At 74.7% G+C, this 22,015-nt stretch carries 24 protein-coding genes; 7 read left to right on the top strand and 17 right to left on the bottom strand.

All coding sequences use genetic code 11. From position 1 onward, the window contains the following. Positions 1–260 precede the first annotated feature (260 nt). The 6 genes from CELF_RS19470 to infC all read right to left on the bottom strand — a co-directional run bounded on the left by CELF_RS19470 (position 261) and on the right by infC (position 4,875). On the bottom strand, positions 261–1,271 hold the full coding sequence (locus CELF_RS19470) for an RDD family protein (protein ID WP_049791442.1): 1,011 nt from the start codon (positions 1,269–1,271) through the stop codon (positions 261–263). Between the two features lie 33 nt (positions 1,272–1,304). Further along, on the bottom strand, positions 1,305–1,955 hold the full coding sequence (gene thpR / locus CELF_RS08295; protein WP_013770807.1) for an RNA 2',3'-cyclic phosphodiesterase: 651 nt from the start codon (positions 1,953–1,955) through the stop codon (positions 1,305–1,307). A 208-nt stretch (positions 1,956–2,163) separates the two neighbouring features. Beyond that, entirely contained in the window at positions 2,164–2,988 is an 825-nt protein-coding gene (locus tag CELF_RS08290; RefSeq protein WP_013770806.1) for a TrmH family RNA methyltransferase, read from the bottom strand. Between the two features lie 36 nt (positions 2,989–3,024). Continuing rightward, a complete protein-coding gene (gene rplT, locus CELF_RS08285; RefSeq protein ID WP_013770805.1) occupies positions 3,025–3,408 on the bottom strand; it encodes a 50S ribosomal protein L20 in 384 nt (127 codons plus the stop codon). 65 nt (positions 3,409–3,473) lie between these two features. Then, entirely contained in the window at positions 3,474–3,668 is a 195-nt protein-coding gene (gene rpmI, locus CELF_RS08280; protein WP_013770804.1) for a 50S ribosomal protein L35, read from the bottom strand. Positions 3,669–3,762: 94 nt separating this feature from the next. Then, positions 3,763–4,875 carry a translation initiation factor IF-3 gene (gene infC, locus CELF_RS08275; protein WP_232014325.1) on the bottom strand — a complete coding sequence of 371 codons (1,113 nt, stop codon included), beginning with the start codon at positions 4,873–4,875 and terminating at the stop codon, positions 3,763–3,765. Positions 4,876–5,167: 292 nt separating this feature from the next. Here infC and CELF_RS08270 point away from each other — a divergent pair, with 292 nt between their 5' ends. From CELF_RS08270 to CELF_RS08260, 3 genes are all read left to right on the top strand, one after another. Further along, complete coding sequence (locus tag CELF_RS08270) at positions 5,168–5,605, top strand: Fur family transcriptional regulator (RefSeq protein WP_041553382.1); 438 nt, start codon at positions 5,168–5,170, stop codon at positions 5,603–5,605. A gap of 45 nt (positions 5,606–5,650) precedes the next feature. Next, a complete protein-coding gene (locus tag CELF_RS08265; RefSeq protein ID WP_013770801.1) occupies positions 5,651–7,150 on the top strand; it encodes a catalase in 1,500 nt (499 codons plus the stop codon). A gap of 119 nt (positions 7,151–7,269) precedes the next feature. Then, on the top strand, positions 7,270–7,662 hold the full coding sequence (locus tag CELF_RS08260) for a DUF1844 domain-containing protein (RefSeq protein WP_013770800.1): 393 nt from the start codon (positions 7,270–7,272) through the stop codon (positions 7,660–7,662). Positions 7,663–7,782: 120 nt separating this feature from the next. On the opposite strand, the gene CELF_RS08255 is transcribed toward CELF_RS08260, so the two are convergent. Then, the gene (locus CELF_RS08255; RefSeq protein WP_013770799.1) at positions 7,783–9,123 is read right to left on the bottom strand and encodes an MFS transporter; all 1,341 of its coding nucleotides are present in this window, start codon (positions 9,121–9,123) and stop codon (positions 7,783–7,785) included. Between the two features lie 282 nt (positions 9,124–9,405). Between CELF_RS08255 and CELF_RS08250 the strand changes: the two genes are divergently transcribed. From CELF_RS08250 to CELF_RS08240, 3 genes are read left to right on the top strand one after another with little or no spacing between them, the layout of a single operon-like run. After that, a complete protein-coding gene (locus CELF_RS08250; RefSeq protein WP_013770798.1) occupies positions 9,406–9,945 on the top strand; it encodes an efflux RND transporter periplasmic adaptor subunit in 540 nt (179 codons plus the stop codon). Then, positions 9,942–10,688, top strand: coding sequence for a S1 family peptidase (locus tag CELF_RS08245; protein ID WP_013770797.1), 747 nt, complete (start codon positions 9,942–9,944; stop codon positions 10,686–10,688). The genes CELF_RS08250 and CELF_RS08245 overlap by 4 nt, the downstream gene beginning before the upstream one ends. Positions 10,689–10,722: 34 nt before the next feature. After that, the gene (locus CELF_RS08240; RefSeq protein WP_013770796.1) at positions 10,723–11,148 is read left to right on the top strand and encodes a spore germination protein GerW family protein; all 426 of its coding nucleotides are present in this window, start codon (positions 10,723–10,725) and stop codon (positions 11,146–11,148) included. Positions 11,149–11,169: 21 nt separating this feature from the next. Here the strand turns inward: CELF_RS08240 and CELF_RS08235 are convergent, their stop codons facing one another. The 7 genes from CELF_RS08235 to hisD all read right to left on the bottom strand — a co-directional run bounded on the left by CELF_RS08235 (position 11,170) and on the right by hisD (position 17,129). After that, on the bottom strand, positions 11,170–11,916 hold the full coding sequence (locus CELF_RS08235) for an SseB family protein (RefSeq protein ID WP_013770795.1): 747 nt from the start codon (positions 11,914–11,916) through the stop codon (positions 11,170–11,172). Further along, positions 11,913–12,653: a bifunctional 1-(5-phosphoribosyl)-5-((5-phosphoribosylamino)methylideneamino)imidazole-4-carboxamide isomerase/phosphoribosylanthranilate isomerase PriA gene (gene priA, locus CELF_RS08230; RefSeq protein ID WP_013770794.1), complete on the bottom strand. Its 741-nt coding sequence runs from the start codon at positions 12,651–12,653 to the stop codon at positions 11,913–11,915. Before priA ends, CELF_RS08235 begins: the two co-directional genes overlap by 4 nt. A 40-nt stretch (positions 12,654–12,693) precedes the next feature. Continuing rightward, positions 12,694–13,344 (bottom strand): imidazole glycerol phosphate synthase subunit HisH, encoded by a 651-nt coding sequence (gene hisH / locus CELF_RS08225; protein ID WP_041554018.1) that lies wholly within the window; start codon positions 13,342–13,344, stop codon positions 12,694–12,696. Positions 13,345–13,404: 60 nt separating this feature from the next. Further along, a complete protein-coding gene (locus CELF_RS08220; RefSeq protein ID WP_013770792.1) occupies positions 13,405–13,896 on the bottom strand; it encodes a hypothetical protein in 492 nt (163 codons plus the stop codon). Continuing rightward, positions 13,893–14,501 carry an imidazoleglycerol-phosphate dehydratase HisB gene (hisB, locus tag CELF_RS08215; RefSeq protein ID WP_013770791.1) on the bottom strand — a complete coding sequence of 203 codons (609 nt, stop codon included), beginning with the start codon at positions 14,499–14,501 and terminating at the stop codon, positions 13,893–13,895. Before hisB ends, CELF_RS08220 begins: the two co-directional genes overlap by 4 nt. Then, entirely contained in the window at positions 14,498–15,640 is a 1,143-nt protein-coding gene (locus CELF_RS08210; RefSeq protein ID WP_013770790.1) for a histidinol-phosphate transaminase, read from the bottom strand. The genes hisB and CELF_RS08210 overlap by 4 nt, the downstream gene beginning before the upstream one ends. Before the next feature lie 166 nt (positions 15,641–15,806). Then, a complete protein-coding gene (hisD, locus tag CELF_RS08205) occupies positions 15,807–17,129 on the bottom strand; it encodes a histidinol dehydrogenase (RefSeq protein ID WP_013770789.1) in 1,323 nt (440 codons plus the stop codon). Between the two features lie 99 nt (positions 17,130–17,228). Here hisD and CELF_RS08200 point away from each other — a divergent pair, with 99 nt between their 5' ends. Continuing rightward, positions 17,229–17,447 (top strand): RNA-binding S4 domain-containing protein, encoded by a 219-nt coding sequence (locus tag CELF_RS08200; RefSeq protein ID WP_013770788.1) that lies wholly within the window; start codon positions 17,229–17,231, stop codon positions 17,445–17,447. Positions 17,448–17,450: 3 nt separating this feature from the next. Here the strand turns inward: CELF_RS08200 and CELF_RS08195 are convergent, their stop codons facing one another. The 3 genes from CELF_RS08195 to dnaE form a co-directional block, all read right to left on the bottom strand. Next, positions 17,451–17,963, bottom strand: coding sequence for an SRPBCC family protein (locus CELF_RS08195; RefSeq protein ID WP_013770787.1), 513 nt, complete (start codon positions 17,961–17,963; stop codon positions 17,451–17,453). Next, positions 17,960–18,331, bottom strand: coding sequence for an ArsR/SmtB family transcription factor (locus CELF_RS08190; RefSeq protein ID WP_013770786.1), 372 nt, complete (start codon positions 18,329–18,331; stop codon positions 17,960–17,962). The genes CELF_RS08195 and CELF_RS08190 overlap by 4 nt, the downstream gene beginning before the upstream one ends. A gap of 72 nt (positions 18,332–18,403) precedes the next feature. Continuing rightward, positions 18,404–21,943, bottom strand: a complete 3,540-nt coding sequence (gene dnaE, locus CELF_RS08185; RefSeq protein WP_013770785.1) for a DNA polymerase III subunit alpha — start codon at positions 21,941–21,943, stop codon at positions 18,404–18,406. Positions 21,944–22,015: the final 72 nt, after the last annotated feature.

The following is a 22,015-nucleotide window of genomic DNA, read 5'->3' as shown; positions in this document are numbered from 1 at the left end:
CCTTCCAGGGGAGTTCCGGAGCCCGCCCCCGCGCACGGACGGACGGGCCCTGACCGGGCGCGCCACGGCGCACCGGCCAGCAGGGAAGTCTAGTGGCGCCCGTCCCGGGGCCCTCGCGCCCGTCCGCTCGTCGGCGGCGGGGTCACGTGCGCGTCAGCGCAGCCCGTGGACGGGCCGCGGAAATCGGCGACCACCGGCCGCCCTCGCACGCGCTGACATGGGGCCCATCGTGCCACGGCAGCCGTCGGTCCCACGAGCGTTCACGAGGCACCGCCCGCCTCGACCGTGCACACCGTCACCGCCTCCCCGTCGACGACCGCCTCGGCCGTCCACCCCCACGGGGCCCCGAGCTTGCCGAACGCCCCCGCCGGCACCGTCCGGGTGCGGGCGGCCGGCGTCCCGTCCTCGCCGGACGGCGCCGCACCGTGGACGACGACGGAGTCCTCGGCCGTGACGCGTCCGGTGCCGTCGACGACGCGCCACGTCAGCTCGGTGCCGTCGGCCGGACCCGGCTCGCCGAGCAGCCACGTGACGGTGGCCGGCGCGGTGGCGGAGTCCCGGGACAGCCACAGCCGCGTCTCCTGCGTGCGGGCGGGCACGTCGAGCACGACGCCCGCGACCCCCGGCACCGTGCGGTCGGGCGATGCGGGGTCGCACGGGAACGTCTCCGCGGCCGCCCCGCGCGAGCCCGGCACCGACAGCGGGAGCGCCGCCCCGCACAGCACCCACGTCACGACCGTGAGCCACGTGCGGGGGCGCGGCCGCGACGTGCGCGCCCGGTGCTCCGCGAGCAGCAGCACGTCGCTGCCGACGAGGCTGTCGGCCAAGGTGCGGCGCCGGGCGTGCCACAGCGGCCGCAGGTAGCCGAGCATGAGCACCGCGTCGGCGAGGTGAGCGACCGCGCGCACCCCCGTCCCGAGGATCCCGACGGGACGGCCGTCCCGCTCCCGCACGACGACGATCCCGAGGGCCCTCTTGCCGGGCGTCATCCCCGTCCAGGCCTGCAGCGCGAGCAGCAGCAGGAACACCGCGCCCGCCGTCACCGACGTCGGCGCCGACGGACCGCTCGTGGGGGTGTAGACGACGACCCACGCAGGGGCGCGCGCGCCCGGCGGGTCGGCCGCGAGGAACGCGACGACCGACAGGAGCGCCCCGTCGAGCAGCGCTGCGCCGACCCGGCGCAGCCACGACGCGAACGGGGGGTCGACGTCGGCCCGCGCGGGCTCGGGCGGTGCGGCGGCCGCGGTCGGCGCACCGGTCGTCGTCGTCATGCGGCGCATCGTCCCACCGGCCACCGGGGCGCGTCAGCCGAACGGCAGCTCGTCGACCACCTCGTACAGCGGACCACCGCCGCGCCCCGCCCCGGGCCGCGACTCGACGAGCTGCAGGGCGTCCACCTGCCACGACGGTCCCTGGTAGACGGCGAGCGCGCGCGCGACGCCCCGCGCGACCTCCTCGTCCGTGCGGGGTCCGCGCGCGCCGCCGCCCTCCGCGGGTCCGGTGGCACGCCCGGGGCGGGACGCACCGCGCCGGGGAGGCCGCGCTCCCGGCCGGATCCGGGCCACCGTGAGGTGCGGGCGGTCCCGCGGACGGCGGTCGGGCACCGCACCGGCCTCGACTCCCGCGGCGACGCATGCCGCGCTCAGCGCCCGCTGCGCGTCGACGTCACCGCCTACCCCGACCCACATGGTGCGGTGCGAGAACACACCCGCCCCGCGCAGCGTGAGCGAGTACGGACGGGTCGTGCGCGCGGCCGCTGCGAGGTCGGCGGTCAGGCCGGGGACCGCACCGTCCGGGAGCTCGCCGTAGAACGCGGCCGTCAGGTGCCACGTCTCGCGCGCGGACCACCGCACGGCGGTCGACGCACCGGCGGGCCCGCCCCGCACCGTCGCGAGCGCGAGGTCGAGGTGGTCGAGGACCTCGTCGGGCGGCCACACGGCCGCGAACAGCCTCATCGGGACCACCGACGGCGGTCGTCCACGCCGGCGGCGCGGCCTCGCGCCCGGGCGAGGGTGTGGTCGGTCGGGTGAGGGGCTCGAGTGCGCATCCGTGCGGCGTTTCGTCGGTACGCCGGGACCATCGCCGGAGGTCGGGCTGCCCGACCGCGGACGTGCAGACTAGCGCGCCGCGGACCGCGAACGCCCGCGGTCGGCCCGCGTCCGGTCAGCGCTGGGCGCGCGCGCTCGCGTAGAGGCAGACGGTCGCCGCCGTCGCGAGGTTCAGCGACTCGGCGCGGCCCCGGATCGGGACGCGCACGACCGCGTCCGCGAGGGCGCGGTCCTCGTCGCGCAGCCCCCAGGCCTCGTTGCCGAACACCCACGCGGTCGGCGCGGCGAGGTCGGGGACCCCTGCCGGTGCGGCCCCGGCCACGTCGAGCAGGTCGTCGATGTCGTGCTCGCCCGTGCCGTCGGCCGCGAGCACCGTCACCCCCCGCGCGCGCAGCGCGGCCACGGCCGCGGGCAGCTCCGCGCCGGTCGCGACCGGCAGGTGGAACAGGGAGCCGGCCGTGGAGCGCACCACCTTCGGGTTGTGCACGTCGACGCTCTCCCGTGTGAGGACGACGCCGTCGGCACCCGCCGCGTCCGCCGCGCGCACGACCGCCCCGGCGTTGCCGGGGTCGCGCACGTGCGCCAGGACGGCGACCAGCCGGGGTCCGGGAGCGACGACGTCCTCGAGGGCGACGGCGACGAGGTCCGCGACCACGACGAGGCCCTGCGCGTCGGCGCTCATGGCGTCCAGCACCTCGGCGGACCCGGTCCGCACCACGACGCCGCGCGCGACGGCGTCCGCGACGATCTCGCGGTAGCGCGCGGCGGCGTCGTCGGTGACGTAGAGGTCGTGCACCCGGACGGCCTGCTCCCGCACGGCCTCGCGCACGGCCTGCGGGCCCTCGACGAGGAACCGGCCGGACCGCGAACGTGCCGGACGCCCGGCCAGCGCCCGCACTGCCTTCACCCGCTCGGCGCGGGGGTTGGTCAGCTCGGGCATCGGCCGGGCGTCCGGGTGGTGCTCAGCGATGCTGCGTCACGCAGCCGACGGCGCGTTGACGTCGGCGGGCAGCGCGTCCTTCGCGACCTGCACGAGCGCGGCGAAGGCCGGCGCGTCGTTCACGGCGAGGTCGGCGAGGACACGACGGTCGACCTCGACACCCGCGAGCTTGAGGCCCTGGATGAGGCGGTTGTACGTCAGGCCCTGCTCGCGCGAGGCCGCGTTGATGCGCTGGATCCACAGCTTGCGGAAGTCCTGCTTGCGGACCTTGCGGTCGCGGTAGGCGTAGACGAGGGAGTGGGTGACCTGCTCCTTCGCCTTGCGGTAGAGGCGCGAGCGCTGCCCGCGGTAGCCGCTGGCGCGCTCGAGAGTTGCCCGGCGCTTCTTCTGGGCGTTGACCGCCCGCTTCACGCGTGCCACGTGATGCTCCTTGCTTGGTCTAGGGCTCGAGTGCCCCGAGGACGCTCAGCGCGTCCCCGGACGGGTCACTTGCCGAGCAGCTTCTTGATCTTGGGGGTGTCAGCGGCGGAGACGACGACGTCGCCGGCGATGCGGCGGGTGCGACGGCTCGACTTGTGCTCGAGGAGGTGACGGCCGTTGGCCTGCTCACGCATGACCTTGCCGCTGCCGGTGATCCGGAAGCGCTTCTTCGCACCGGAGTGCGTCTTGTTCTTCGGCATGGCTGCCGTGTCTCCTTGTCGTTCTCATCGCGTGCAGGTCGCGCGCGACTCGTCGTCGTGCGGCTCAGCGGGGACCGAGCCGACCGTGGTCAGGTCAGCCGGCCTGCCCGGGGGCCTGCGGCCGGGGCCGCGGGGCAGGGCGAGGAGCCGGCTTGGGCGTGGCCGCCGCGGGGGCCGGGCGGGGTGCCGCGGGTCGCGGCGTCGCCGGGGCCGGAGCGGCCGAACGGGCGGGCGCCGGACGCGGCGCCGGGGGGCGCGGCGAGGTCGGGCGCTGCGCGGCCGGGGCGTCGGCAGGCGCCGAGGCCGCCGGAGCCGTCGTGGCCGGTGCGGCAGGTGCCGTGGTCGCCGCCGCAGCGGGAGCCGACGTCGCGGGCCGGGCCGCAGCCGCGGGAGCGGCGGGCGCAGCCGACGGGGCGGCGGGCGCAGCCGACGGTGCCGGAGCCGCCGGAGCGGCGGCACGAGCGGCCGGGGCGCTCGCCGGTCGCGACGGCGCAGCCTGCGCCGGTGCGACCTGCTCGGGAGCGTCGGACTCGGGCGCGTCGGACTCGGCGGCGCGAGCGGCGGCCTGGGCCGCGCGGCGCTGCTCCTGCTTCTGGTCCGCCTTCTTCTTGGTCGGGCCGAGCACCATGATCATGTTGCGCCCGTCCTGCTTCGGCGAGCTCTCGACGAAGCCCAGCTCGGCGACGTCGTCGGCCAGCCGCTGCAGCAGGCGGATGCCCATCTCCGGGCGCGACTGCTCGCGGCCACGGAACATGATCATGACCTTGACCTTGTCCCCCGCCTTGAGGAACCGCTCGACGTGGCCCTTCTTGGTGCCGTAGTCGTGCGGGTCGATCTTCAGGCGGAAGCGGATCTCCTTGAGGACCGTGTTGGTCTGGTTGCGCCGGGCCTCGCGGGCCTTCATGTCTGCTTCGTACTTGAACTTGCCGTAGTCCATGATCTTGCAGACGGGCGGGCGGGCGTCCGGGGCGACCTCGACCAGGTCGAGGTCGGCGTCCTGGGCCAGGCGCAGAGCGTCCTCCACGCGGACGATGCCGACCTGCTCGCCGTTGGGGCCGACCAGGCGGACCTCGGCGACGCGGATCCGATCGTTGATGCGGGGCTCGCTGATGTGGTGCTCCTCAGGTCTCGGTGGTGGACCGTCAGGAACGAGGAAGGCCCCCGTCCTGAGTACAGGAGGAGGCCTCGCACACCCGCACCCGCGCACGACCGGACGGTCGACACGGGCCGCGCCCACGGGGCGAACCCGTCGACGTGCGGACTGTGACCCGGTCCCTGTCGCCGGCGAGCCGGTCGGTCGAGACCCAGGTGGGAGGTTCTCCACTTGTACCCCTGGACCGCCGGTTGCCGTTCCCAGGTGCAGGGCGGGCGAGCGGTCGCAGGTCAGTCGTGGACAAGGCTACCAGACGGTGGTGCACGGATGCCCCACGGGACCGCCACGGCGGCCGGCAGCACTCTTCGGAACGACTCCGAGACTTGAACTATTCCAGTTTCGATGCTTGGCTGACGCCGTGGACGACGACACGACGCTGCTGCGCAGCCACGGCCTGCGGGTGACCAGCCCGCGCGTCGCCGTGCTCGACGTGCTGCGCCGCCACCCGCACGCCGACGCCGACACCGTGCTGCGGCTCGTGCGCGGCCAGGTGCCGTCGGTCTCGGTGCAGGGCGTCTACGACGTGCTGGGCGCGCTCACGGGCGCGGGCCTGCTCCGGCGGATCGAGCCCGCGGGGCACCCCGCGCGGTACGAGCGGCGCGTCGGCGACAACCACCACCACATCGTCTGCCGCGGCTGCGGCGCGCTCGACGACGTCGACTGCGCCGTCGGCCACTCCCCCTGCCTCGTCCCGAGCTCCACCTCCGGCTTCACCGTCGACACCGCCGAGGTCACGTTCTGGGGCCTGTGCCCCGCGTGCGCCGCCGCGGCTGCCGACGACTGACCGCGTCACGACCTCCGTACCGCCACCCCTTTGGAGAGGACACCCATGTCTCACGTGCCCCCGACGACCACGAACTCCGGCGCGCCCGTCGCGTCGGACGCGCACTCGCTCGCGGTCGGGTCCGACGGCCCGATCGTCCTGCACGACCACTACCTGGTCGAGAAGCTCGCGCAGTTCAACCGGGAGCGCGTGCCCGAGCGCGTGGTGCACGCCAAGGGCGGCGGTGCGTTCGGCACGTTCACGACCACGGGCGACGTCTCCGCCTACACACGCGCCGCGCTGTTCCAGCCCGGCGTGACGACGGACATGCTCGCGCGGTTCTCCTCCGTCGCGGGCGAGAACGGCTCGCCCGACACGTGGCGCGACCCGCGCGGCTTCGCGCTGAAGTTCTACACGTCCGAGGGCAACTACGACCTCGTCGGCAACAACACCCCGGTGTTCTTCCTGCGTGACGGCATCAAGTTCCCCGACTTCATCCGCTCGCAGAAGCGCCTGCCCGGCTCGCACCTGCGCGACAACGACATGCAGTGGGACTTCTGGACGCTGTCGCCCGAGTCGGCGCACCAGGTCACGTGGCTCATGGGTGACCGCGGGCTCCCGTCCTCGTGGCGGCACATGGACGGCTTCGGCTCGCACACCTACCAGTGGGTCAACGCCGCGGGCGAGCGGTTCTGGGTGAAGTACCACTTCACGACCCAGCAGGGCATCGACAACCTCACGCCCGACGAGGCCGCGCAGCTCGCCGGCTCGGACGCCGACCACCACATCCGCGACCTGTGGGACCACATCGCCGCGGGCGACTTCCCGCGCTGGACGCTGTCGGTCCAGGTGATGCCGTACGAGGACGCGAAGACCTACCGCTTCAACCCGTTCGACCTGACGAAGGTGTGGCCGCACGGCGACTACCCGCTCGTCGAGGTGGGCGTCATGGAGCTCAACCGCAACCCCGACAACTACTTCGCACAGATCGAGCAGGCGACGTTCGCGCCGTCGAACTTCGTGCCCGGCATCGGTGCGAGCCCCGACAAGATGCTGCTCGCGCGGATCTTCTCCTACGCCGACGCGCACCGGTACCGCGTCGGCACCAACCACGCGCAGCTGCCCGTCAACGCGCCGCACTCCGAGGTGCACTCGTACTCGAAGGACGGCGCCGCACGCATCAGCTTCCACGGCCCGGACGTCCCGGTGTACGCGCCGAACTCGGCGGGCGGCCCGGCGGCCGACCCGGCGCGCGCGGCCGAGAGCGGCTGGGAGTCGGACGGCGCCATGGTCCGTGCCGCGGCGACGCTGCACCCCGAGGACGACGACTTCGGGCAGGCCGGCACCCTCTACCGCGAGGTGTTCGACGACGCCGCACGCGCCCGGTTCCTCGACGTCATCACCGGCCACGTCGGCGCGGTCCGCCGCGAGGACATCCGCGAGCGCGCGATCCAGTACTGGACCCAGGTCGACAGCGGTCTGGGCGCACGCCTGCGCGCCGCGCTGACCGGCACCGCGCCCGTCGAGAACGGCGAGCCGGCCACCGCGAGCGTCCCCGTCGCCTGACCCACCACGAGGACCCGTCACCGGACTCCCGGCGGCGGGGCCTCGTCGTGCCCGCCGGTCCCGGGCGACGGCGGGCACGACGGCCCGGGCACGCCGCGGCCGGTGAGAGGATCGACGCCATGACCGGCTCCCCCACCGACGACCCGACCGCCACCGCCGCCCCCGACGAGGCCGCGGCCGCCGAGACCCGCGACATCGCCGACGTCGCCGCGGTCGAGGTCATCACGACCGCGGCGGTGCACCTCATGAGCGCGGCCGCCGTGAAGTGCGGGCTCGCCGAGGACGGCCCGCAGGGCCGCGGTGCCGACTACCTAGACCTCGACGAGGCGCGCAAGCTCATCACCGCGCTCGCCGCGCTCGTCACCGCGTCCGCCCCCGACATCGGCAACCAGCACGCCCGGTCGCTGCGGGACGGGCTGCGCACGCTCCAGCTCGCGTTCCGTGAGGCGTCGACGTTCCCGGACGCGCCCGGCGAGGGGCCGGGCGAGAAGTGGACCGGGTCGGTCGTCTGACCGGACGTCGGGGACGCGCCGACGTCCCACGACGGGGCCGTCGGGCCCGTCGCCCCGCCGGTGGCGCCGTCCCGGTCGCTGCCACCTGCGGGCACGGCCGCGTCGGACGCGCTCGACGTGTCAGCGCGCGGCCGGGTCGGGCACGACCGCACCCTCGGTCGCGAGCGGCTCCCGCGGTGCCACGAGCGCGGGCTCACCCTCGGTGGGGGCGCCGCTGACGAGCGCCGCGCCCCGCGGGTCGTGCACCGGCGCGACCGGGACCGCGTCGCCCACGGGTGCCCCGCGCCGCGCTCCGGCGACCCGCAGGACGACGAGCCCGCCGACCGCGACGGCACCGCCGACCGCGGCCGCCGTCAGGAACCCGTGCCCGGGCGTCCCGCGGTCGATGACCCAGCCGCACAGCGGTGCCCCCAGGGCGTTGCCGACCGTCGACATCGTGCCGCTCCACCCCATGACCTCGCCGCGCCGGTGCTCCGGCACGAGCCGCACGAGCGTCGCGTTGATCGACGACAGCGCCGGCGCGCACGGCAGGCCCGCGAGCACGACCGCGAGCGCGAGCCACACCGGGACGGGCGCGAACGCCGCGGGCACGGTCGCGAGCGCGAGGAGGGCGACGAGCGCGAGGGGCGAGGGCGAGCGGTGACGGGCACCGTGCACGAGGCCCCCGACCACCGAGCCGCCCGCCCAGAGCGCGATCATCCAGCCGACGTCGGCCGCGCGACCCTCGTCGTTGAGCGCCGCGACGAGCGCCACGTCGGTCCCGACGAGCACGAACGACGCGGCCAGCGCGGCGAGCAGCACGACGACGAGGTCGGGGCCCAGCACGCTCGCGCGCGGGTCGGCCGCGACCGGCACGGCGTCCGGGGCCGTCACCGAGCGGGTCGGCGGGTTCGCCCAGAACAGCAGCAGGCCCGCGAGGACGGTCGTGGTCCCCACGACGGTCAGCGCGGCGGAGGTCGAGACCTGCGTCGCCAGGACGACGCCGAGCACCGGGGCCAGCATGAACGTGACCTCGACGGCGACCGAGTCGAGCGCGAACGCCGAGCGCTGCTGCGCGAGCGGCACCATGACGGACAGCGACTGGCGCGACACGGAGAACACCGGCACGAGGAACAGGCCCGCGACGACGGCGGCGACGACGAGCGCCTCGTAGGACAGGTGCGGCGCGACGACCCACACGGCCGACTCGACGACGATCGACGGCGCGATCGCCCGGCGCAGGCCCAGCCGGTCGACGAGACGGCCACGCCAGGGGGCGCCGATCGCCATGCCGACCGTCATCGCGCCCGCGACGAGCCCCGCCTGCGCGTAGCCGCGGTCCATCGTGGTGACGACGTGCAGCGTGAGGACCACGCCCGTCATGGCGTGCGGGATGCGGGCGACGAACGACACGGCGAACAGCCGCCCCACCCCCGGGAGACGCAGCAGGGCGCCGTAGGGGAAGCGGGACACGCGTGCCATTGTCGCCCCGGGCGAGCGGCGTCCCGAGCGGATATCGGACATCGGCGGACGTGACACGGCCCACCACCCCCGGGGCGCGCACCGCGCTCCTATCCTGGGGCGGTGCCGACCGAGAACCCGCCCGCCGGCTGGCCCGAGCCGCCGCGCCCCGCGATGCCGACCGGCCGCCCACCAGGAGCCGCCTGGACACCGCCGCCGAGCGTGCCGGTGCCGGGAACCGTCCCGCCCGGTGCCCTCCCGCCCCCCGGTGCGCATCCGCCGCACGGCGCGGTCCCACCTGCCGTGGCGACCCCGCCCGCTGCCGCGCCGCGACGCCGCACCGCGGTGGTCGTCCTCGCGGTCGCGCTCGTGCTGGTCCTCGCGCTCGGCACCCTGCTCGCCGTGCGGCTCGTCACGACGACCCGCGCCTGGGAGCGCACCGCGGCGGACTGGGAGGAGCTCGCGCGCACGCACGGCACGCAGCTGGCGCAGGCGCAGGTCGATCTCGAGGCCGCCCAGGCCGAGCTGTCCGACACGCAGGCCCAGCTCGCGACCGCGCAGCAGCGGATCACCGAGCTCGCCGACGAGAAGGCGCGGCTCGGCGACACGACCGCCTCCCAGCAGCAGCTCGCCGACTACCAGGCGCGCGTCTCCGAGGCTGCGGGGCAGGTCGCGACCGCGCTGGCCAACTGCATCGACGGGCAGGAGCGGCTCATCGGCTACCTGCGTGAGTCGGACCGGTACGACCCCGCGGACCTGGAGCGGTTCGCCACCGACGTCGACCGTGTCTGCGGCGCCGCGACCGACGCGAACGCCGAGCTCCAGCGCGAGCTCGACCGATGACGGTCCGTCCGCCCGCCCGCCGGTCGGTGTCGCTCCTCGCCGCGGCGGTCGTCGTCGGCGCCCTGGGCGGGTGCGCGGCCCTGCCCGCCATGCCGGCCCCCGTCCCGACGAGCGTCGTGCCGAGCCGCTCCCCCGCCGCCGCGCCGACGTCCCAGGGCAACCTGTCGCCCGACGGCTTCGACGCGGCGCAGCGGATGGCGGTGCGGATCCGGAACATCGGCTGCGGCTCGGTGTCCACCGGCTCGGGCTTCGCGATCGACCCGACGACGCTCGTCACGAACCGGCACGTCGTCGAGGACTCCGCGGCGCTGCAGCTCAGCACCTACGACGGGCGTGACGTCGAGGCGACCGCGGCCAGCACCGCGGCGCTGGCCGACCTCGCGATCGTGCGCACGGCCGCCGAGCTGCCCGCCGCGCCGACGCTCGCCGACGCGGACCCGGCGGAGGGCGACGCCGTCACGGTCGTCGGCTACCCGCTCGGGCAGCGTCTGACGATCACGACGGGGACCGTGCTAGGCACGACGACCGACCCGCTGAACGAGAACCTCGGCGCCGTCCTCGTCACGGACGCGCCCGTCGAGCCGGGCAGCTCGGGATCGGCGGTGCTCGACACGGAGGGGCGCGTCGTCGGCGTCGTCTACGCGAAGGACGACCAGGGGCGCAGCTACGTGGTGCCCGTGAGCACCCTGCGGTCCATGCTGGACGACGGGTCGGCGTTCACCGACGCCCCGACCTGTTCCTGACCCACGACCCGCCCACGAACCGCCAGGAGGACCCGTGTCCGAGACCCCGCGCTTCGACCCGGCCGCGCTGACCGGCGCCGCCAACGACAACCTCAGCGTGCGCCGGGTGTTCGGCGAGGCGTACGAGCGGGACGGCGTGCTCGTCATCCCCGTCGCGCGCGTCGCGGGCGCGACGGGCCTGGGATCCGGCGGCGGCGAGTCCGACCTGCCGTCGGCGCCGTCGCTGCGGCGCCGTGCACCCGGCGACGCCGAGCCGCACACGGGGCACGGCCTCGGGCACGGGGGCGGGGGCGGGTACGCCGCGCACGTCAAGGCCGTCGGCGTGTTCGTCGTCGACGGCTCCGGCGTCCAGTGGCGCCCGACCCTCGACCTCAACCGCGTGATCCTCGGCGGTCAGGTCGTGCTCGCGTCCGCCCTCACCGCGTGGGCGTTCGCGTGGGCGGTCCGCGGGCGCCGGTGAGCGGCAGCCGGCGACCGGCGCTCAGCCCGCGGCGCGCAGCCGCAGCTCGAGCGAGTCGACGCGCTCCGCGACCACCGGGTCGGCGGCCAGCGCGGCGTTGACCTGCGCGAGGACGCCGTCGAGCCGTGTGCGGTCGAGGCCCGGGACGAGCGTGAGGACGACGGCCACCTCCGCGCGCCTGCCGGGCTCGGTGCCCGCCGAGACCACGCCGGGCACACCGGCGAGCGCGCCGCGGACCGCCGCGGTGACGTCGGCGTCCACACCACCGTCGAGCACCGCGGGGCGCCAGCCCTGCTGCTGCGCGAGCGCCCACACGGCCGTGCGCGGCAGCAGGACGGTGACGGGCCCGCCGGCGTCGACGACCATGACCTCCCACCCCTCGGAGACCGCCGAGAGTGCCGCGCGCGTGACGTCCGTGGGCACGGGGCGCGCGTCCGACCGCCAGGCCGCCATGGCGGCCACGCTCGTGAACACGGGCAGCGCGGTGCGCCCGTCCTCGGTGCGCAGCGCGACGATGCCCGCGGACGCCTCCTTGTCGACCGTGTGCGCGTGCCCGTCGTGCTCGACGACGTCCGCGACCTCGAGCTCCGCGAGGACCGGGACCAGGACGCGCGTCCCGGCGAGCGCGGAGACGACGTCCGCGACGCTCCCCCGCCCGGCGTCGAGCGCGTCCAGGGCCTCCGCGACGTTCGGGTCCGCCGACCCGTCGTCCGCCGCGAACGGCGACGACGGCGGCAGCTCGCGCCCGCCCGCGTGCCCCGTCGTCACGGGCGGCCGGCCACGTCCAGCGCCTCGGGCAGCGTGAACGCGCCCGCGTAGAGCGCCTTGCCGACGATCGCGCCCTCGACGCCGAGCGGCACGAGGTCGCGCAGAACGCGCAGGTCCTCGAGGCTCGACACCCCGCCCGACGCGACGACGGGCGCGTCGGTGCGGGCGCACACCTCGCGCAGCAGGTCCACGTTCGGGCCGCGCAGCGTGCCGTCCTTCGTCACGTCGGTCACGACGTAGCGGGCGCACCCGGCGGCGTCGAGGCGCGTAAGCACCTCCCAGAGGTCGCCGCCCTCCTGCGTCCAGCCGCGTGCCGCGAGCGTCGTGCCGCGCACGTCGAGCCCGACCGCGATCTGGTCGCCATGCTCCGCGATCACGCGCGCGGTCCACTCGGGGTCCTCGAGCGCGGCGGTACCGAGGTTGACGCGCGTCGCGCCCGTGCCGAGGGCCCGAGCGAGCGTGGCGTCGTCGCGGATGCCGCCCGACAGCTCGATCCTCACGCCCTTGGCCGCGAGGTCGCGCGTGACGTCGGCCAGCAGCTCGGCGTTGGAGCCGCGCCCGAACGCCGCGTCGAGGTCGACGAGGTGGATCCACTCGGCGCCGCCCGCGTGCCAGTCGAGCGCGGCGGCCAGCGGGTCGCCGTAGCCGGTCTCGGAGCCGGCCTCCCCCTGCACGAGGCGGACGGCCTGGCCGTCGGCGACGTCGACGGCGGGCAGCAGCTCGAGGCGGTCGGTCATGGGTGTCCTCCGGGAGGGGTGCGGGCGGTCGGGGTGCCGGTCAGCGCAGCGAGTCGACCCAGTGGGTCAGCAGCTGCGCGCCGGCGTCGCCCGACTTCTCGGGGTGGAACTGCGTGGCGGCGAGGGGGCCGTTCTCGACGGCGGCGACGAAGCGGTCGCCGTGGGTGGCCCACGTCACGAGCGGTGCGGTGAACGGCGTGGCCCCGTCCGGGTCGTCCGTGAGCGGGAACGAGCGGGCGGCGTACGAGTGCACGAAGTAGAAGCGCTCGTCCTCCAGGCCGCGGAACAGCGTCGTGCCCGCGGGCGCGGCGACGGTCGCCCAGCCCATGTGCGGGACGACGTCGGCCTCGAGCCGGTCGACCACGCCGGGCCACTCCCCGAGCCCGTCGGTGTGCTCGCCGTGCTCGACGCCCTCGGCGAACATGACCTGCATCCCGACGCAGATGCCGAGCACGGGCCGGCCACCCGCGAGCCGCCGGTCGACCACCTGGTCACCGCCCACGGCGCGCAGCCCGCCCATCACGGCCGCGAAGGCGCCGACACCCGGCACGACCAGGCCGTCGGCCTCCGTCGCGGCGTGCTTGTCCGCCGTCAGCTCGACCTGCGCACCGACGCGCTGCAGCGCGCGCACGGCGGATCGGACGTTGCCGAAGCCGTAGTCGAGGACGACGACACGGGGCTGGGAGGACACCGCGTCAGGGTACCCGGCGCCCTCGCGCACCGTCGTCCGGCGCCGGGGTCCGAGACGCCGTCAGCGGCCCTTGCGGGCTCCCGCGAGGGCACGCATCGCCTGCCAGCGGGACATGCCCACGCTCGACACGACCCCGGCGACGTCCGCGACCGAGATCGACCCGAGCAGGAGGTCCTCCAGCACCGCGGGTGCGTCCGACAGCACGAGGCCGGCAGGCAGCTCGTCGCCGCGCTCGCCGTTGGCCCAGCGCGTGGCCGTGATCTGCCCCTCGCGCCGCTCGAGCAGGATGACGGGCAGCGCGCGCAGCAGGCGCGAGATGGCCTCGGCACCGTCGCCCGCGGCGGCCGGGTCGCGCAGCACCGCGATCGCACCGACCGTCGACGGCACCGCGTCGACGTCGACCTTCGCGAGCGCGCACGCGGCGGCCAGCGGCGCGGGTGCCGCCACCTGGGTCACCACCAGCGCCACGGACGGGACCTCCGCGGCGCCGTCGAGCAGGCCGGACAGGTCGTCGGGGACGACGACCTCGTCGGGGTCGGGCGCGTCCGTCACAGCGCACCCTTCGTCGACGGGATGCCCTCGACCCGCGGGTCGAGCGCGACAGCGGCCCGCAGCGCCCGCGCCAGCGCCTTGAACTGCGCCTCGACGATGTGGTGCGGGTCGCGACCGGCGAGCACCCGGACGTGGATGCTGAACGCGGCGTGGTGCGCGATCGACTCGAGCACGTGCCGGGTCAGCGAGCCCGTGAAGTGGCCGCCGATGAGGTGGTACTCCTGCCCGGCCGGCTCGCCGCTGTGCACGAGGTACGGGCGTCCGGAGACGTCGACCACCGCCTGCGCGAGCGCCTCGTCGAGCGGGACCGTCGCGTCGCCGTACCGCGAGATGCCGCGCTTGTCGCCCAGCGCCTGGCGCAGCGCCTCGCCGAGCGTGATCGCGACGTCCTCGACCGTGTGGTGCGCGTCGATCTCGGTGTCCCCCGTCGCCCGGACGGTGAGGTCGATGAGCGAGTGCTTGCCGAGCGCCGTCAGCATGTGGTCGTAGAACGGCACGGTCGTCGAGATGTCGGTGCGCCCGGTGCCGTCGAGGTCCACCTCGACGACGACGCTCGACTCGCTCGTCGCGCGCTCCACCCGTGCCGTGCGCGGGGCTATGCTCACCGCTCCTCCTCGTTGCCGGGCGCGGTGAGTCCCGCGACCTGCGTCAGGGCGTCCTGGAAGGCCGCCGTCTCCTGCGGGGTGCCGACCGACACCCGCAACCAGCCCTGCGGGCCGACCTCCCGGATGAGGACCCCGCGGTCCAGCAGACCCTGCCAGACGGCCCGACGGTCGTCGAACGTGCCGAACAGGACGAAGTTGGCGTCCGAGTCCGCGACCTGCAGCCCGCGCTCGCGCAGCCACACGACGAGAGCGTCGCGCTGGTCGCGCAGCGACCCGACCTGCGCCATGAGGCTCGGCGCGTGCCGCAGGGCCGCCCGCGCGACGGCCTGCGTCACGGCCGACAGGTGGTACGGCAGCCGCACCACGCGCAGCGCGTCGACGAACGCCGGGGACGCCGCGAGGTAGCCGACGCGCGCGCCCGCGAGCCCGAACGCCTTGGACATCGTGCGGCTCACCGCGAGGTGCGGGTGCCCGTCGAGCAGCTCGAGCGCCGACGGGGTGCCCCGGCGGCGGAACTCGCCGTACGCCTCGTCGACCACGACGACGCAGCCGCCGGGGACGCGCGCCGCCGCGTCGAGGACCGCGAGGACCGTGGCCGTCGGCAGTGCCGTCCCGGTCGGGTTGTTGGGGCTGGCGAGCAGCACCACGGACGGCGCGTGCCGGTCGATCGCCGCGCGCGCGGCGTCCGGGTCGAGGCTGAAGTCCTCCTCGCGCCGACCCTCGACCCACGCGGTCGAGGTGTCGCGCGCGTACTCGGGGTACATCGAGTACGTCGGCGCGAACGACAGCGCGGTGCGCCCGGGCCCGCCGAAGGCCTGCAGCACGTGCAGCATGATCTCGTTCGACCCGTTCGCCGCCCACAGCTGCTCGGGCGCGAGGCGCACGCCCGACTCGACCGCGAGGTACTCCGCGAGGTCCTCGCGCAGCCCCACGAAGTCGCGGTCCGGGTACCGGTTGAGGGTGCGGGTCGCGTCGGCCACCGCGCGCGCGACGTCCTCGACGACGGCCTCCGACGGGGCGTACGGGTTCTCGTTGACGTTGAGCAGCACCGGGACGTCGAGCTGCGGGGCACCGTACGGCTCGAGCCCGGCGAGCTCGGGGCGCAGCGGCAGCGCGGGGCGGGCGAGGTCGGCGGTCACGAGCCGATTCTAGGGAGCGCGGCGCGTGCGGCGGTCGCGCGGTCCGGGGACGGGGACGCATGGGCCGGTCCGGCGCCGGACGTACGGCACCCGGGTGCGGCGCGCCCCGCGCCGGGGCACGCCGCGGCGGCCGGGCGGCACGCATCGCGCCGCCCGGCGCACGTCCTCAGAACCGCGCCTGGACCGCCTCGCCGTGCGCCGGCAGCCCCTCGGCGTCCGCCAGGGCGACGATCCGGTCCGCGACCGCGCGCAGCGCGTCGGCGTCGTACTCGACGACCTGAACCGCGCGCACGAACGAGTGCACGCCCAGGCCGCTCGCGAAGTGCGCGCACCCACCCGTCGGCAGCACGTGGTTGGAGCCCGCCATGTAGTCGCCCAGCGACACCGGGGACCACGGCCCGACGAAGATCGCGCCCGCGCTCGTCACGCGGTCCGCGAGCGCCGAGGCGCCCTCGGTCTGGATCTCCAGGTGCTCGGCCCCGTACGCGTTGACGACCTCGAGGCCGGCCTCCAGGTCGTCGACCAGCACGATCGCGGACTGCGAGCCGGCCAGGGCGGTCGTCACGCGCTCACGGTGCCGGGTGGCCTCGACGCGTGCGGCCAGCTTGGCCTCGACGGCCCCGGCCAGCTCGACCGACGTCGTCACGAGGACCGATGCGGCCAGCGGGTCGTGCTCGGCCTGCGAGACGAGGTCGGCGGCGACGTGCGTCGCGTCGGCCGTGCCGTCCGCGAGGATCGCGATCTCGGTCGGCCCGGCCTCGGCGTCGATCCCGACGACGCCCCGCACGAGCCGCTTGGCGGCCGCGACGTAGACGTTGCCCGGGCCGGTGACGACGTCGACGGGCTCGCACAGCGTCGCGCCGTCCTCCTCCTGCGACCCCGCCGCGCCGTAGGCGAGCATCGCGACCGCCTGAGCGCCGCCGACCGCGTACACCTCGTCGACGCCGAGCAGCGCGCACGTCGCGACCACGACCGGGTCCGGCAGGCCGCCCTCGTCCTTCTGCGGCGGGGACGTGACGACGAGCGAGCCGACACCCGCCTCCTGCGCCGCGACGACGTTCATCACGACCGACGACGGGTACACGGCGAGACCGCCGGGCACGTACAGGCCGACACGCCGCACGGGCAGCCAGCGCTGGCGCACGGTCGCCCCCGGTGCGACCTCGACCGCGAAGTCCTGCGGCCGCTGCGCGGCGTGCACGCGGCGCACGCGCACGATCGTCTCCTCGAGCGCCGCGCGCACGAGCGGGTCGAGCCGGTCCAGCGCGGCCGCGACCGCCTCCGCGGGGACGCGCAGGTGCCGCGGACGGACCCCGTCGAACCGCTCGGCGAGGTCGCGCAGCTCCGCGGCCCCGCGCGCACGGACGCCCGCGATGATCGGGGCGACGGCCTCGGCGGCGTGCTCGACGTCGACCTCCGCGCGGGGCAGCTCCTCGAGCAGCTCACGACGGGACAGCACGCGACCGCGCAGGTCGATTCGGGTGATCACGGGCCGATTCTACGAGCGCCGTGCGCCGCTGCCCTGCGGTGTCCGCCGCCGGACCGCTGCGCGGCACCGGGACGCCCGTGCGCGCGGCAGACTGTCGCCATGACGCACGTGCCGATCACCGACGACTCCATCCGCCTCGGCCAGTTCCTCAAGCTCGCCGACCTCGCGGAGACCGGTGCGCACGCGCGCGAGCTGCTCGACGACGGCGCGGTGACGGTCAACGGCGAGCCGGAGGGCCGGCGCGGGCGCCAGCTCGTGCGGGGCGACCGCGTCGAGGTCGACCTGCCGACGGGCGTGGTCCGGGCGACCGTCGGCTGACCGTCAGCCGGACGCACCGTCGCGGTAGAGCGCCTGGCGCTGCGCGAACAGCTCGTCCCAGGACCGGACGTCCCCGGCCGCCAGGTGGTCGCCGAGACGGTCCAGGCACGTGTGCCATCCGCCGCCGTAGCCGCGCGCGGCGCGCTCGTCGAGCCCGTGGTGCTCGAGGACGAGGACGGTCGCGTCGTCGTCGCCGGCGAGCGTCACCGTGAGCCGTGTGACCGGCTCGCCCGGGAACGACCACGTCACGTCGAGCTGGTGCGGTCGTTCGCAGACCAGCACCTCCCCCGTGGCGTTCTGCGGCGAGTCCGGCACGTCGTCGCCCATCCGCACCTCGAAGTGCCCGCCGACCCGTAGGTCGCCGTGCACGGGCCCGAGCCAGCGGGCGACGCGGTCGCGCTGGGTGAGGCACGTCCACAGGTCGTCGACGTCGGTGGTGTACCGCCGTTCGAAGCGGACGCTCGTCCCGGCCGGTGTCGCCGTGAGGACCCCGCGCATGTCGGTGCCGTCGGTCATGGCTTCCTCCCCTGCTCGTCGTCCGGCCGGTCGGCCGGGCGGACGGATGCGAGCCGGCGGGCCCTCGTGCCCCGTGCCACCTCCGTGGTGAGCGCGTCGAGCCGCGGCTCCCAGAACCGGCGCACGTCCCGCGCCCATCGCTCGACGTCGGCGAGCGGCTCCGGGCGCACCGAGTACAGCCGGACCGTCCCGAGCGCGCGGGACTCGACGACGCCCGCCTCGCGGAGCACCCGCAGGTGCCGCGACGTGGCGGGCTGGCTGATGCCGAACTCGGCCCCGACCGCGTCGGCCAGGTCGCCCGCGCTGCGCCCGCCGCCCGCGAGCAGCTCCACGAGCCGCCGCCGCACCGGGTCGCCGAGCGCGTCCATCACGTCCACCGTCCCAATGCTTCCACTGCGCGTTATATAACGCAAGGCGCATGGAACCGGGTGGTCGATCCGTCAGCTCGCCAGGCAGCTCGGCCCGAGCAGGGCCTTGAGGTCGCCGAACAGCGACGGCGACCGCTCGACGCGCAGGCCGTCGCCCAGACGCATGACGGTCGCCCGCCCGGGCTGCGTGAGCCGCAGGTGCACCTCGGTGATGCCCGGGTGGGTCGCGAGGACCTCGCGCAGGCGTTCGACGAGAGGCTGCGTGCACCGCGACACCGCGAGCGACACGACGACCGGCGCGTCCGCGACCTGCGACACGTCGGGCAGCGACACCTCCATGGCCTGCAACTGCATCGACTCGTCGCGCCGGCGCACGCGGCCCTTGACCACGACCACGGCGTCCTCGGCCAGCACCGTCGAGTACGCGAGGTACGTCTCGCCGAAGAACATGACCTCGACGGAGCCCTCCATGTCCTCGATCGTCACGGCGGCCCACGGGTTGCCCTGCTTGGACATCTTGCGCTGCAGCGAGGTGACCAGGCCGGCGATCACGACGGTCGACCCGTCGGGGCGCGCCTCGTCCGCCAGGAGCGTCGCGATCGACACGTCGGCGGACGCCGCGAGGACGTGCTCGATGCCGGACAGCGGGTGGTCGGACACGTACAGGCCGAGCATCTCGCGCTCGAACGCGAGCCGCTGCTTCTTGTCCCAGTCGGGCAGGTCGGGGATGGCGACCGCAAAGCCAGGGCCGGCGTCGTCGCCGCCCATGAGGTCGGCGAACAGGTCGAACTGCCCCTCGGCCTCCTTGCGCTTGACGCCGATGACGGAGTCGACGGCCTGCTCGTGCACGAGCAGCAGCGCACGGCGCGGGTGGCCGAGCGAGTCGAACGCGCCCGCCTTGATGAGCGACTCGATGGTCCGCTTGTTGCAGACGACGGCGGGGACCTTCTCGAGGAAGTCGGTGAAGGACGTGAACGCGCCCTTCTCCTCGCGCGTGCGCACGATCGCGTCGACGACGTTCGCGCCGACGTTGCGCACCGCGGTCAGGCCGAAGCGGATGTCGGCACCCACGGCCGTGAAGTTCGCGGCCGACGAGTTCACGTCGGGCGGCAGGACCGTGATGCCCATGTGCCGGCACTCGCCCAGGTACAGGGCCGACTTGTCCTTGTCGTCCTTGACCGACGTGAGCAGGGCGGCCATGTACTCGACCGGGTAGTTCGCCTTGAGGTACGCGGTCCAGTACGAGACGACGCCGTACGCCGCGGAGTGCGCCTTGTTGAAGGCGTAGTCGGAGAACGGCAGGAGGATGTCCCACAGCGTCTGGACGGCGGCCATCGAGAAGCCGCGCTCCTGCATGCCCGCCGAGAAGCCCGCGAACTGCTTGTCCAGCTCGGACTTCTTCTTCTTGCCCATCGCGCGGCGCAGGATGTCGGCCTGACCGAGCGAGTACCCGGCGACGCGCTGCGCGATCGCCATGACCTGCTCCTGGTAGACGATCAGGCCGTACGTCGTGCCGAGGATGTCCTCGAGCGCCTCGGCGAGCTCGGGGTGGATCGGCGTGACCTCCTGCGCGCCGTTCTTGCGCAGCGCGTAGTTGGTGTGCGAGTTCGCACCCATCGGGCCCGGGCGGTAGAGCGCGCCGACCGCGGAGATGTCCTCGAAGTTGTCGGGGCGCATGAGCCGCAGCAGCGTCCGCATGCCGCCGCCGTCGAGCTGGAACACGCCCAGGGTGTCGCCCCGGCCGAGCATCTCGTACGTCTTGCGGTCCGTGAGCTCGAGCTCCTCGAGCACCAAGGGGTCCTTGCCGTTCGCGACGATGTTGTCGAGCGCGTCGTCGAGGATCGTGAGGTTCCGCAGCCCGAGGAAGTCCATCTTGATCAGGCCGAGGCCCTCACACGTGGGGTAGTCGAACTGCGTGATGACCGCGCCGTCCTGCGGGCGGCGCATGATCGGGATGATGTCGATGAGCGGGTCGCTCGACATGATGACGCCCGCCGCGTGCACGCCCCACTGCCGCTTCAGGCCCTCGATGCCCTTGGCGAGCTCGACGACGCGCTGCGCCTCCGGGTCGGTCGCGTGGACCTGACGGAACTCCTCCGCCTCGTGGTACCGCTTGTCGGCCGGGTCGAAGATGCCCGTGAGGCTGATGTCCTTGCCCATGATCGCGGGCGGCATCGCCTTGGTGAGCTTCTCCCCCATCGCGAACGGCATGCCGAGCAGCCGCGCGGAGTCCTTGAGGGCCTGCTTCGCCTTGATGGTGCCGTACGTGACGATCTGCGCGACGCGGTCCTCGCCGTACTTGTCGGTCACGTACCGGATGACCTCGCCGCGCCGGCGCTCGTCGAAGTCGACGTCGAAGTCGGGCATCGAGACGCGGTCCGGGTTGAGGAACCGCTCGAAGATCAGGCCGTGCTGCAGCGGGTCGAGGTCCGTGATCCGCATCGCGTACGCGGCCATCGAGCCCGCACCGGACCCACGGCCCGGACCCACGCGGATGCCGTGGTCCTTGGCCCAGTTGATGAAGTCGGCGACCACGAGGAAGTACCCCGGGAAGCCCATCTGCGTGATGACCTCGGTCTCGTACGCGGCCTGCTTGCGGACGTCGTCCGGGATGCCGCCCGGGTACCGGACGTGCAGACCCTTCTCGACCTCCTTGACGAACCAGCTCGTCTCGTCCTCGCCGGGCGGCACGGGGTAGTTCGGCATGTAGTTCGCGGAGGTGTTGAACGACACCTCGCACTGCTCGGCGATGCGCAGCGTGTTGTCGCACGCCTCGGGCAGCTCCGCCCAGATGCGTCGCATCTCGGCGGCCGACTTCACGTAGTAGCCGTCGCCGTCGAACTTGAACCGGTCCGGGTCCGAGAGCGTCGAGCCCGAGTTGATCGCGAGCAGCGCCTCCTGCGACGCCGAGTCCTCCTGGCGCGTGTAGTGCAGGTCGTTGGTCGCGACGAGCGGCGCACCGATGGTCTCCGACAGGCGCAGCAGGTCCTTCAGGACGCGCGTCTCGATGTCGATGCCGTGGTCCATCAGCTCGACGTAGAAGTACTCCTTGCCGAAGATGTCCTGCAGCTCGCCCGCCACCCGGACGGCCTCGTCCCACTGGCCGAGCCGCAGGCGCGTCTGGATCTCCCCCGACGGGCAGCCCGTCGTCGCGATGAGGCCCTTGCCGTACGTCTCGAGCAGGTCCCGGTCCATCCGGGGCCACTTGCCCATCTGGCCCTCGAGCGACGCGAGCGACGACGCCCGGAACAGGTTGTGCAGGCCCTCGTTGTTCCGGGCCAGCATCGTCATGTGCGTGTACGCGCCGCGCGCCGAGACGTCGTCGGCCTCCTGCCCCTGCTGGCCGAACCGCACGCGCGTCTGGTCGAACCGGCTGGTCCCCGGCGTGAGGTACGCCTCGACGCCGATGATCGGCTTGACCCCGGCCGCGGTGCCCTTCGACCAGAAGTCGAACGCGCCGAACAGGTAGCCGTGGTCCGTCGTCGCGATGGCGGTCTGCCCCTGTCGCTGCACCTCCTCGAACAGCTCCCCGAGGCGGGCCGCACCGTCGAGCATCGAGTACTCGGTGTGCACGTGGAGGTGGACGAAGTCGGAGCCTCCAGCAGATGACATGCGGGCAATCCTAGGTCGCCCCGCCGACACCTCCGACCGGCCCCGCACCGTGTCGGGCGTGGGCTGCGCGAC

The sequence above is a fragment of the Cellulomonas fimi ATCC 484 genome, from assembly GCF_000212695.1.
Taxonomy (GTDB): Bacteria; Actinomycetota; Actinomycetes; order Actinomycetales; family Cellulomonadaceae; genus Cellulomonas; species Cellulomonas fimi.
Note: the sequence above shows the minus strand (reverse complement) of the source record. Positions and strands in the feature narration are given on the sequence as shown.